The 12038-nt window shown below is 51.7% G+C and carries 13 protein-coding genes; 2 read left to right on the top strand and 11 right to left on the bottom strand.

The window, feature by feature from the left end:
* Positions 1-2: 2 nt before the first annotated feature.
* From IPK30_05960 to IPK30_05930, 7 genes are all read right to left on the bottom strand, one after another.
* A complete protein-coding gene (locus IPK30_05960; GenBank protein MBK8102827.1) occupies positions 3-386 on the bottom strand; it encodes a RidA family protein in 384 nt (127 codons plus the stop codon).
* A 25-nt stretch (positions 387-411) separates the two neighbouring features.
* Positions 412-2535, bottom strand: coding sequence for a bifunctional GTP diphosphokinase/guanosine-3',5'-bis pyrophosphate 3'-pyrophosphohydrolase (gene spoT, locus IPK30_05955; GenBank protein MBK8102826.1), 2124 nt, complete (start codon positions 2533-2535; stop codon positions 412-414).
* A 19-nt stretch (positions 2536-2554) separates the two neighbouring features.
* Positions 2555-2827 carry a DNA-directed RNA polymerase subunit omega gene (rpoZ, locus tag IPK30_05950; protein MBK8102825.1) on the bottom strand — a complete coding sequence of 91 codons (273 nt, stop codon included), beginning with the start codon at positions 2825-2827 and terminating at the stop codon, positions 2555-2557.
* A gap of 63 nt (positions 2828-2890) precedes the next feature.
* Positions 2891-3625 (bottom strand): endonuclease/exonuclease/phosphatase family protein, encoded by a 735-nt coding sequence (locus tag IPK30_05945; GenBank protein ID MBK8102824.1) that lies wholly within the window; start codon positions 3623-3625, stop codon positions 2891-2893.
* A gap of 9 nt (positions 3626-3634) precedes the next feature.
* Positions 3635-4774 carry a phosphatidylserine/phosphatidylglycerophosphate/cardiolipin synthase family protein gene (locus IPK30_05940; GenBank protein ID MBK8102823.1) on the bottom strand — a complete coding sequence of 380 codons (1140 nt, stop codon included), beginning with the start codon at positions 4772-4774 and terminating at the stop codon, positions 3635-3637.
* Position 4775: 1 nt separating this feature from the next.
* The gene (gene elbB / locus IPK30_05935) at positions 4776-5432 is read right to left on the bottom strand and encodes an isoprenoid biosynthesis glyoxalase ElbB (GenBank protein ID MBK8102822.1); all 657 of its coding nucleotides are present in this window, start codon (positions 5430-5432) and stop codon (positions 4776-4778) included.
* A 39-nt stretch (positions 5433-5471) separates the two neighbouring features.
* Positions 5472-6227, bottom strand: a complete 756-nt coding sequence (locus IPK30_05930; protein ID MBK8102821.1) for an enoyl-CoA hydratase family protein — start codon at positions 6225-6227, stop codon at positions 5472-5474.
* A 116-nt stretch (positions 6228-6343) separates the two neighbouring features.
* Here IPK30_05930 and IPK30_05925 point away from each other — a divergent pair, with 116 nt between their 5' ends.
* A complete protein-coding gene (locus IPK30_05925) occupies positions 6344-7972 on the top strand; it encodes a L,D-transpeptidase family protein (GenBank protein MBK8102820.1) in 1629 nt (542 codons plus the stop codon).
* Here IPK30_05925 and IPK30_05920 read toward each other — a convergent pair.
* The 3 genes from IPK30_05920 to IPK30_05910 all read right to left on the bottom strand — a co-directional run bounded on the left by IPK30_05920 (position 7914) and on the right by IPK30_05910 (position 10109).
* Positions 7914-8345: a thioesterase family protein gene (locus tag IPK30_05920; GenBank protein MBK8102819.1), complete on the bottom strand. Its 432-nt coding sequence runs from the start codon at positions 8343-8345 to the stop codon at positions 7914-7916. The two genes, IPK30_05925 and IPK30_05920, sit on opposite strands and share 59 nt — an antisense overlap.
* On the bottom strand, positions 8345-8941 hold the full coding sequence (locus tag IPK30_05915; protein MBK8102818.1) for a DUF882 domain-containing protein: 597 nt from the start codon (positions 8939-8941) through the stop codon (positions 8345-8347). Before IPK30_05915 ends, IPK30_05920 begins: the two co-directional genes overlap by 1 nt.
* A 94-nt stretch (positions 8942-9035) precedes the next feature.
* Positions 9036-10109 carry a nitronate monooxygenase gene (locus IPK30_05910; GenBank protein MBK8102817.1) on the bottom strand — a complete coding sequence of 358 codons (1074 nt, stop codon included), beginning with the start codon at positions 10107-10109 and terminating at the stop codon, positions 9036-9038.
* A 136-nt stretch (positions 10110-10245) separates the two neighbouring features.
* On the opposite strand from IPK30_05910, the gene IPK30_05905 reads away from it, so the two are divergent.
* Positions 10246-11496: a cytochrome P450 gene (locus IPK30_05905; protein ID MBK8102816.1), complete on the top strand. Its 1251-nt coding sequence runs from the start codon at positions 10246-10248 to the stop codon at positions 11494-11496.
* A gap of 67 nt (positions 11497-11563) precedes the next feature.
* Here the strand turns inward: IPK30_05905 and IPK30_05900 are convergent, their stop codons facing one another.
* Positions 11564-11992 carry a hypothetical protein gene (locus tag IPK30_05900; GenBank protein MBK8102815.1) on the bottom strand — a complete coding sequence of 143 codons (429 nt, stop codon included), beginning with the start codon at positions 11990-11992 and terminating at the stop codon, positions 11564-11566.
* Positions 11993-12038: the final 46 nt, after the last annotated feature.

Genomic DNA, 12038 nt, shown 5'->3' with positions numbered 1-12038 from the left:
CGCTAAATCACCATTACGCCGTCCATTTCCACTTGCGCAGCGCGCGGCAAACTCGCCACACCCACCGCTGCGCGCGCTGGGTAGGGCTGCACAAAATACTGCGCCATCACCTCGTTGACCAGAGCAAAGTGCGCAAGATCGGTAAGAAAAATATTCAGCTTCACGATGTCTTTTAAGCTTCCGCCCGCCGCTTCACACACCGCGGATAGATTCTCAAACACTTGGGTGATTTGTGCGCGCATATCACCATCCACCATCTGCATGCTGACTGGATCCAACGGAATCTGTCCCGATAAATACACCGTGTTGTTGACTTTGATAGCCTGTGAATAGGTGCCAATAGCAGCAGGCGCTTTTTCCGTCTGAATGACAGCTTTATTAGTCATATTTTTTCCGAGCAAAAGAAAGGGGTTAATTTTTTACACGCACCGTGCGCACAACCGACGGCAGGGTGCGAATCTTGCGCATAATATTGGCGAGATGCAATCGATTGCGCACAGCGATGGAAAGTGTAATTACACGAAATCCGGCATCTTTTTCGTCGAGCGCGATTTTATCAATATTGGCTTCCATGTCGGTAATGCGCGTCGCTAACTGCGCGATGATGCCGCGCTCGTTGTTGACTTCCACGCGCACATCCACAATAAATTCACCGCTGACATCCGGCGCCCAATTCACCATCAAACATTTTTCTGCGTTGTCGCGCATTTCGGCAATGTTTTTACAAGTGTCGGTATGCACAACCAAACCGCGTCCCGCACTGATGTGCGCGATAATTGGATCGCCAGGGATAGGGCGGCAACAACGCGCAAAGCTGATCACAGCACCGTCAGCGACATCAATCATCAATGGCGCCTGCGCGCGACGCATTTGCTTGCTATTTTCTGCTTGCTGTTCTTCCGCTACTAAGCGTTTAGCAACCACATACGCCACACGATTGCCCAAGCCGATGCTTTCCAAAATATCATCGAAACTTTCCACGCCGGCTTGCTGAATGAACTCTTGTATTTTTTCCGGCGCAAGCTGCTCTACGCCCTGCCCCATACCTAATAGGGCTTTTTCTAACAAGCGACGACCTAAATCAATCGACTCAGTATGGCGCTGTGTTTTCAAAAAATGACGAATGGCGCTGCGTGCTTTTCCTGTGGTCACAAAATTTAACCAAGCGGGATTTGGCTGCGCACCCGGCGCTGTCACAATCGCCACCACTTGCCCACTTTCTAGCGGCTGCGACAATGGCGCTAATTGGCGATTGATGCGGCACGCAACACAAGCGTTGCCAATATCCGTGTGCACAGCGTAAGCAAAATCAACTGCCGTGGCGCCGACGGGCAGCTCAATAATTTTTCCAGTGGGCGTGAACACATACACCTCATCTGGAAACAAATCGATTTTGACATGCTCGATAAATTCCAAAGAATTGCCGGTGCTTTTTTGGATTTCCAATAAATTGCGTATCCATTCACGCGCGCGCACCGCACCAGCCGGCGGCCTAACTTCATCTTCACTCTTGTACAGCCAATGCGAGGCAATGCCACTCTCTGCCACCACATCCATTTCGCGCGTGCGAATTTGTACTTCTATCGGCAAACCGTGCATGCCGATCAATACGGTGTGCAGCGATTGGTAGCCATTGGTTTTAGGAATCGCAATGTAATCGCGAAACTCACTGTGTATCGGCTTGTACAAACTGTGCATCACGCCCAACACACGGTAGCAAGTGTCTACACTATCCACCACGATGCGAAACGCGTAGACATCCATGATGTCAGCAAACGATTTGTGCTTGCTGCGCATCTTCATATAAATGCCGTACAGATTTTTCTCGCGCCCAGACACCTCTGCCACATGCCCTTCTTGTGCCAGACAGCGCTTAATATTTTCTTCAATTTTGTTGACGACTTCTTTGCGATGGCCGCGTGCCGCGCGCACGGCAGCTGCAATGCGCGCAGCACGCATTGGATACATCGCATGAAAGCCTAAATTTTGAAACTCCATGCGCAAACTGTTCATGCCTAAACGATTGGCAATCGGCGCATAGATTTCTAAAGTTTCTCGCGCAATACGGCGGCGTTTTTCTGGCTTCAGCACACCGAGTGTACGCATATTGTGCAGGCGGTCGGCCAGTTTGACGATAATGACGCGAATATCTTTCGTCATCGCCATGGCCATTTTCTGAAAGTTTTCTGCCTGCGCTTCCGCCTTGGAAGTGAATTCAATCTGCGTCAGCTTGCTGACGCCGTCCACCAAGTCCGCCACCGTATCGCCAAACTGCTCGGCCAAGGCGGTTTTGCTGATGCCGGTGTCTTCAATGACATCGTGCAGCAGCGCGGCAATGAGGCTGTGATGATCTAATTTTTGCTCAGCAAGGATGCCCGCCACAGCCAAAGGATGCGTGACATACGGCTCACCGCTGCGGCGCGTCTGGCCGTCATGTGCTTGCTCGGAATAGTAGTAGGCGCGGCGGACTTGCTGCACCTGAGCGTGCGGAAGGTAGGAGGCTAATCTGTGGCAAAACGCATCAATAGTTTGCAATCAAGCCCCCTCGAAAACCTCAGTCGGTGTCGTCGTCGGGTGCGTTGTTGTCGTAAGGGCGTTCAGCCAGATGCTTAAAGCGGTCTTCTAACGGCTCTTCCAGCACTTCTGCGGTGATCAGGCCAAGCTCAATTTCGCGCAATGCCACCACGGTTGGTTTGTCGTTTTCCCATGGCACTAAGGGCTCGCGACCTTTTACGGCTAGCTGGCGCGCGCGCTTAGCGCCCTTCATCACCAACTCAAAGCGGTTTTCAACATAGGGGAGACAGTCTTCTACAGTGATTCGAGCCATTGCTTAAAACCTTCGTACTAGAAAAATCTTGCGGTCTGCCAGTTTACGCAAAGCACCCTGCCGTCACAAGGCTGACCGACCATCTAGAGTATGAAACTCGGCGCGGAGTGGGCTGTGATCCGACAATCCGCGCCAATGCAGCCCTTCTGCGCAACCCGCTTCCACGAGACTCAAGTTGCGATAGTAAATTCTGTCCATATGCAGCATCGGAAACCGCGCAGGAAAAGTTTTTTGCAACGCGCCCGTGGCTTCTTGTACGGCTTCGCGCAGGCCTAACCGATGCAGTTCGTGATGCACTTGCCGGTTCCAGTCGTTGAAATCTCCCGCCAACACCAACGGCGCTTGCAAGGGGATTGTTTCTAGCAGCTGACGCAGACGCGATGCTTGATAGCGACGCTCCCATGACAGCAAACCGAAATGTGCACACAACACATGCACACCATCTTCCGTTACGGCATGCAACACGCCACGCTGTGAAAAAGGCAGGATGCTGATGTCGTGGTTGGCGTAATGCGCAAAAGGAACCTTACTCAAAATGGCATTGCCATGATGCCCGTGATCGTAAACTGCATTCTTGCCGTAAGTTTTGTAATCCCACACTTGATCGGCTAAAAACTCAAATTGCGCTTCGATCCATTGCTCCATGCGCGCGGCGTGGCGATGATTACTTCCCACCACCTCCTGCAAGCAAACAATATCCGCTTTTGTAGCACGAATGGCTTTACGAATTTCTTGCAACACCAGAGCTCGATTGCCTACTGTAAAACCTTTATGGATATTGTAAGAAAGGATACGCATCGCTCTCACTTACAACCAATAACGCAACAAACGCGGAATTTGACCAACAACCAATAACCACGCATAGAAACGATTAATATTTTTCAAGGTAATTTGACGCGCGCCTCCAACACTCCTCGCAAAATCATCAGAAATACTTTTGATAGCCTCATCAGAAAATATCTGTACATCAAGCTCAATATCGTGCAGTTGGCTTCTGTGATTCATATTGCTACTTCCAATCATCACACCACCATCTATGATCATCCATTTTGCGTGAAGAATTCCTGTTTCGTATTCATAAATTTTTACACCGGCGCGCAGCAAATCCGCATAGTAAGTGCTAGATAGCGCAGGAAAAAATGCAACATCTGAGTAGGCTGGCACCATGATGCACACATCCACACCGCGTCGACTGGCTTTTTTCAAAGCGCCGACTATTCGTCGCACAGGCGAAAAATAGGCGCTGACTATCCAGATTCTTTTCTTCGCGGCGTAAAGGCTCTGTAAAATGACGCGCAAACGGCGTTTGCGCAACATGGCGCTGAAGTTGGTAATAGGATGAAACAAAAAACGCGGCGATAACTTTTTCTCATCATCAAACCACACCGCCTCAAAGAACTCGCGCAACAATTCGCAGCGCGCACCCGTCACCCGAACGCCTCCATCTTTCCAATCCATGCCGCGCCCGTTATTTTCGATGTGATCGTCTGTGATGTTGAAACTACCTATCCACGCCTGCTGGTTATCAATCAAACATAATTTGCTGTGCTGGCGATTATTGACGCGCAGCAAGCGTCTAAAAAAACGAAAAGCTTTCTCGTTGCGCTCTAAATGGCTGGACACCCACGCCCAAGGTAATGGATTGTAAACATGCAGTTGCGCGTTGCTCGCAGCGAGTTTTTTCTGTAAGACGGTCAACGCGCCTGCCGAACCAACACCATCAACGATCAAGCAAACCTTAACGCCGCGCTCGGCGGCCGCGCACAAGCTCTGCAACAGAGGACCACCCACGGTATCCAGCGTAAAAATATAGGTTTGCAGATAGATCGTTTGTGTGGCACTGGCAACATCTGCCAACAAACCGGCGAACCACTGCGTGGCAGAGAAAAAAACGCGTTCAGAGTCCCACGGCGGCAACGGTTGTAGCTCTTGTTGCCGAATATACATATCAGATCAGCGCCAACACCTCAGCAACCAATTTACCTATCCCTGTGTTTGCTTCCGCGATGGAGTGCGCCAACATGTATGCAGGTGTTGTCACTAATTTTTTCTCGCGATCGATACAAGTGTCTTGCACTACACAGGGGCAGTGTTGCGCGCCAGTGGCATTCACGGCTGCCGCGGTATCTGCATCATTGCCTATTGTGGTTTTGGTGCCAGCGCCGCAAATGGCAGCAGCCATGGTGGGTGCAATACAAATCAAACCGATGGGTTTTTTTGCTGCGTGCATCGCCTGCGCGAAAGCAAGAAAATCTTTTTGCACGGTCATGGCTGCGCCGTTAATAGCAAAGTCGCTCAAGTTTTTTGCTGCACCGAAGCCACCCGGCACGATCAGCGCATCAAAATCCTCTACACGCGCTTCTGTCACGGGCTTGATCTGACCACGCACCACACGCGCCGCTTCCACCAATACATTGCGTGTTTCGCCTGCCGCCACTTCGCCCGTTAAATGATTGACCACATGCAGCTGTGGCATATCGGGTGCGAAACATTGCACTTGCGCACCCGCTTGTGAAAGATGTAGCAAAGTCAGCACGGCTTCATACACTTCTGCGCCGTCGTACACACCGCAGCCGGATAACACCACCGCCACACGCTTGCTCATGTTGCTCACCTCGCTGTTGCTGTATACGCTGTTGCGCTATCAGAATTTTGCGTCGCGCTTTTCCACAAAAGCATCGCGCGCTTCTTGTGAATCTTTGTCGCTGTACGCTTGTAAAGTAAAGCCCTGCTCCCAGCGATATTTATCTTCCAAATTGCCATCTTCAATGCCGGTCAGCGCTTCTTTGGCCAAGGCAATCATCACCGGACTTTTCTCGGCAATTTTCAGCGCGATTTCATGCGCAGTTTTACGCAGCTCATCTTTTGGCACCACTTTTTCTACTGCGCCCAAGCGATAGGCTTCCTGCGCGGTGATCGCTTCACCAGTGAAATACATGTAGCGCACTTTTTGTACGGGGAACATGCGCTGCAAATGCGCGCCACCGCCCATTGCGCCGCGATCCACTTCTGGCACCGCAAAGGTGGCGCACTCGGAGGCGACAATGATGTCGGCCGCACCGGAAATGCCAATGCCACCACCCAAAACAAAACCGTGCACTGCGACAATCACCGGCTTAGGATTGCGATGAATCGCCTTGAAAGTATCGTAATTGCCTTTGTTCACTTTGGTGATCAAATTGCCGTCTGATGCCAGCTCTTTGATATCCACACCGGCACAAAAGCCGCGACCTTCTGCGGCGATGATGATGACGCGCACGGCGTTGTTTTGTCCTAGGGCTTCAATTTCGGCGGCGATATCCGCCCAGCCCTGTGAGGTGAATGCGTTAACCGGCGGCTTGTTAAAAACCAACTCCGCGATGCCGTGGCTGTCGATGCTCGTAGTAAAGGGTTTGCTCATGGTGACCTCTCTCAGATTCGCCGACGATTTTACCAGCCCGCAGCCAAGGCAAACAAACACAAAGGCTTTGCGCTATCATCACTCAGCGCCGCCCCATAAAAACAAGGATGCCTCCTGTGTTACGCTCGCTGTCGTTTTTTTTCATCGCGTTGCTATCGCCAGCTCTGCTAGCGAATCCCGCTGCCGAGATTGCCAGTCGCGTTCAACCACCTTTGCGCTCTGTTTATGAAGCAAGGCAATTTGCACCGTTGTGGCTGGATGGCAACAAACCCACAACGCGCGCCACACAAGCGCTGGACATGATCGGCCAAGCCGCATTTGATGGCTTGCGTAGCGCCGACTATTCACTCACCACATTGCAACAGTCGTTAAGCGCCCTGCAACAACAAAACAGCAGCGATGCGGCACAGCTCGCAACATTTGATCTTGCTCTCAGCAAGGCGCTGGCGCAGTTTGCCAGTGACCTTTACCTCGGCCGCGTCGACCCGCGCAGTTTGAGTATCGCCATCGACACATCGGAAAAGCGCGCGGCATTCGCGCAGCATTTGCAAGCCGTTTTGACGACCAACGATCTCACTGGCGCCATTGCAACACTGCGCCCTACATTTCCACCCTATGCCGATTTGCGACGGTTACTAGTGCAATATCGCGCATTGGCTGAACAATACCCGATTGCACCCACGCTCCCTCCTCTCCCAGGAAAAAAATTAACACCCACCGAAAGCTGGGCAGGCACACCTGCTCTCGCTGCTTGGTTAAAAACATTAGGTTTTCTTCCTGAAAATGCCAATGTCACCACGCTGTATGACGGCGCAGTTGTTGAAGGCGTAAAACAATTTCAACAACAGCATGGTCAAATTCCCGACGGCGTGCTCGGCAAACAAACTTACGACAACTTACGCATCACGATTCCTGATCGAGTAAAACAAATTGAGTTTTCCATGGAGCGCTTGCGTTGGTTAGACGACAACACCCTGCGAAAACGCTTTTTGTTAATCAATGTGCCGCAGTTTACTTTGTGGGCTTACGAACCAGATACCAACGGACAAGCTAAATCCGTCCTACAAATGCCTGTCGTGGTTGGCAAGGCGCGTAAAAACCAAACACCACTAATGCAGAAAACGCTCAGCAGCATCGTGTTTACCCCGTATTGGAATGTGCCGCGCAGCATTATTGTCAAAGAAATTTTGCCAAAACTGGATGAAAATCCGTTCTATCTCGCGCACGAAAATATGGAACTGGTCGGCAGTAACGGCTCGCTTGGCAGCGCAGTGAACGACGCAGAGTTTGACGGTATTGCGCGCGGCGCGTACCGCATTCGCCAACGCCCCGGTGCTGGCAATGCCCTCGGCACTTTGAAATTTGTATTTCCCAATGACGACGCCATTTATATGCACGACACGCCGTCAAAATCTTTTTTTGCCAAAGAGCGGCGTGACTTAAGTCACGGCTGTGTGCGCCTCGGCAACCCCATGGCGCTGGCGTTGTTTGTCTTGGAACCACAAGGAGGCTGGGATGAGGCGCGCGTCAAACAAATGATCGCTAACAGCAGAGACCGCCACCACCCTCTATCAGAGCAAATGCCCGTGTTACTGATCTATTTAACGGCCAATGTTGATAGTGCAGGGAAAGCGATTTTCTTAAACGACATCTACGCGCAAGATGACAAACTCGCAGCCGCGCTGGCTAAACGCCCGACGGAAACAATTGCGCAAAATTATCCGGCACAGGTTTCAAGCAACTAGCCTGATAATCAAATGTAAGCATCGCCGTTTTGGCAATGGCGCACAGTTGACCCGTTTTCAAGTTGGTGACGCGATATACAAAGTCGCAACCGTATTTGGAAAAATCTTGCGCGGCCACTTCAATTTTTAAGCGATCGCCGTAGTGCGCTTCCGCCTTGTAGTTGACGGCTAAATCCGCGCCGATAAAGCCGCGCGGATCCACGCCATTTTCTTGCAGTGGCAAAGAAGCGACATAGCGCAAACGCGCTTCGTTGAGTAAACCCACCAAGCGCTCATTGCCCAAATGCTGACCGGCATTGATGTGCTCGATATACACATCCAATTCGGTCGCAAAGGGAAAAGTTTCCGGAATATCGATGTGGATTTTTGCCATTACCAAGCCCGAACTTTGCCGGTATCGACATGCACAAAATCCGAATCGGAGTAATAGCCCACACCGCCGCGCTTTAACTCTTTGGCGGCGTCGCGCACATCACTGAGCGACGAACCGGGCAGACGAATGTCAATTGCCTGACCGGTCAGGTGCATACTTTTCTCCGCTACACCACTATGTGCCGTGCGATTGCGCAGCATCATGTTGGTTTTTGGCGAGCGATACGCTGAAATGATTTCAAACGGATTGCTGTTTTTCAGGCTGTGCTGCATTTTCCACAACACATCGAGCAGTTGCGGATCAATTGGGTGCACATCGCCGCTGCGAAAATCGCGCATCAAGTGCGCAATACTGGCCATAGAGCGCGGCAGAAAACGCTCGCCCACTTTGTATACCAGCGACACCTCTTCGCCGGTGTGCGTGTGAACAAAAGATAACGCGCGCTGTTTGCTGGGCACCACGCGAGCGGCATTTGCCAGACCAGGAGCCGCCATAGCAACCACACCGCCAGCCATACCGCGCAATAAGCGACGGCGCTGCGTGCAGATATGTTCGTCTTCGGGTAAATCTAACAATGTTTTACGGGTAAAAAGCATAGAAGACCTCGGAATACTGTCCTGCTTTTTTATGGGACAGCGATGCTACCCCATCGTTCCCCCACCATCTACCTATAAAAATTATGGATTTGATCTAGCTCACCCTACCCGCCAACAGGGCAATGCACTCTTCGGCTTCCTTGGCAATGCGACCGATCAGCTCGGCGCAGCTGGGCAGATCGTCGATGGTGCCGGCCACTTGGCCGGAGGGCAGCACGCCTTCCGCAGGGCGACCTTCCACCATCGCCTTCTGAATAATCATCGGCGCGTTGGCGGAAAACATGGCTTGCGAGAGTGTCATGTCGTCGTCTTTTGCCATTGCCCATGCAGACTGCAGCAGGGAGAGATAGCTCGCGCCAGTCAGTGCGCGGTACTTTAAACCGTTTTGCAAAGCGAGCACTAACTTATGCAGTGCGCCAGCTTTTTCCACGCTTTTCAGAAACTCGTTGAGGATCATGCGCTGCGGCATGCCGTCCAGCGCAGTGGACACGATGATTTCAGCGGGGTTCTTGCAAGCGAGATAGCGCTGCTTGGTGGCCTCCGGCACGGGGCTCTCCTGCGTGAGCAAAAAGCGTGTGCCCATGGCGATGCCATCCGCGCCCCAAGCCATCGCCGCCACCAGTCCGCGACCGTCTTTGAAGCCGCCCGCCGCCAGCACCGGCACTTTGCCAGCCACCGCGTCGATCACCTGCGGCACCAGCAGGGTAGTCGGCACCGCGCCGGTGTGACCGCCGCCTTCGCCGCCTTGAATCGTCACCGCATCGGCACCCATTTCGATCGCCTTCGCCGCGTGCTTAGGCAGACCGATGGTCGGCATGCAGATCACGCCGGCATCCTTCAACTTCTTCACCATGTCTTTGCCAGGGGAGCGCGAATAGCTCACCGCGCGCACGCCGTGTTTCACCACCATGTCCACAATCTGCGGCGCATTGGGCTGATACATATGAAAATTCACGCCGAAAGGTTTATCGGTCAGTGATTTGGTTTTGATGATGGCCGCTTCCATGTGCTCTGGCGGAATCGTGGCACCGGCGAGAAAGCCGAAGCCACCCGCGTTGCAGGTGCCCGCCACCAAGCGCGGATCTGCCACCCAGCCCATCGCCGTTTGGATGATGGGGTACTGGCAGCCCAGTAATTCGGTGATGCGGGTGTTGAGGGATACGCTCATGGCAGTCTCGGGCTAATTTTGTGGAAGCGGCATTTTAGCAAACTGCGTTGGGCAAATTGTCTTAGGTGCAGCACGCAATTCGAGCGCGATTCTTCCGGTGTAACATGCGGCACTCCAAGGAAACAGTGGCGCCAAGATGAAACTCAGCTTCAAGCAAAAAATCGGTATCGGCCTGTACATGGGGCGCAGCTTGCTCACCAAGCCACAGTGCTTTGCTTACAACCCGCGCAAGCAATCGTTTATTGATGATCCCTACCCGGTGTATCGCCACATGCGCGATGAAAAACCGGCGTTTTGGTCGCCCCACACCATTGGCTGGCACATCTCTGGCTCGCACGAATTTTTATTGCAGTGTTTGAAAGATGAGCGTCTGAGCCACTGTTTTCGTCTGTGGAAATTTGCACCAGAATACGATGCGTCCAGCCCGCTCGATAATTTGTTGAGCAGTTTATTGATGGCCCTGCCCGCCAAAGATCACATGCGCGTGCGCAAATTGGTGTCGCCCGCGTTTTCGCCGCGTTTTGTTGCGGAAGCCAAGCCCGAAATTGAAGCCTTGGTGCAAGAAGAGCTGAAACATTTTGATCGCAATGGTGAATTGGATTTGGTCAAACTGTGCCGTGAAATTCCCATCAATGCGATGGCGATTTATTTCCGCATTCCCGACGCTATGCGCGGCGACTTCAACGCACTCGGCCACGCCATCATCGCCGCCTTCAGTTCAGAAATGGACAACATGGACACCGAAGCTGCCGAACGCGGCATCGCGCAACTGCGTGCCTTATTTGCGGAAAAGCGCCGCAACCCAGACGATTCGTTTATGTCCACGCTGATTAACCACATGGAAGACGGCGATCGCATGTCAGAAAACGAAGCACTGGGTTTGGTGGGTGCGCTGCTCGCAGCCGGTGTAGACACCACCTTTGATTACATGCTGAATATTTTTTACGGCTTGGTGAAAAATCCGCAGTGGGGGCCTTGGCTGTTAGAGCACGAAGATAAATTGCAAAACTTGCTGGATGAAACCTTCCGCTGGAACACGTTTGGTAATCGCGGATTTTTCCGTTTCGCTGCCGAGGATTTAGAACTGCACGGACAAAAAATTAAAAAAGGCGAAATCGTGCAGATTATGTTCTCCATTGCCAATCATGATCCATCCGTTTTCCCCGATCCGCACAGCTTCAACCCGCTGCGTGAAAATCTCGACAAAGCCTATACCTTCGGCTTGGGCGCGCATTACTGTTTAGGTCACGCCATCGCCAAATTGATCGCACAAGTGACAGTAATGGCCGTGGTAAAGCGCTATCCCGACATGAAAATCAAAGAAAATCCACAGCGCGTGTACAACATGCTGACAAGGCGGATTAGTAAGCTGACGCTGGTGCAGTAATTTTTATATCTGCTGCACCTACATGAAGCCTAGCCAAGCCAGAAAGAAGCGACTCACAATGAAGGGGTCATTGTGTGGATTTCTGTATGTTTTTCAAGAATTTGTGATAGGAAAAAGTACCAGAAACTCCTTGCCAAAATAAATATCCAAACATAAGAACCATGCCTAGTTCGGTGGGCTTGCCCTCTTCTACCATAATTAGAATTTTTGATGTAGCAAAATAAAGAAGCATTAGGACAGCACAAGTTCTGCTTTTCTTGTAGATGCCGAATGATAGACCAAGAATCAATACCACATCAAAAAGCCCCCAAGCGGAGAAGCTGGAATACTTCAATGTTCTCAGTATTGACGGGAACGTTAACACGAGGGTGATTACAGATAAAATAAGTCCTGCAATCCAGCCCTGTATGATTTTTTTCAGTATTTTGTCTGGAGTCGAAGTGGCAGATTTGCTGTCAGCTACTCCTAGCGTGTTGTGCAGATTTTCGGATTCCATGGTTTTCCCGATCATTGGAGGAATGGAGCATCATTGATCGAATGTC

This window comes from Cellvibrionales bacterium (genome assembly GCA_016713115.1).
Classification (GTDB): Bacteria; Pseudomonadota; Gammaproteobacteria; order Pseudomonadales; family UBA7239; genus UBA7239.
This window is presented reverse-complemented; position numbering and strand designations above follow the sequence as displayed.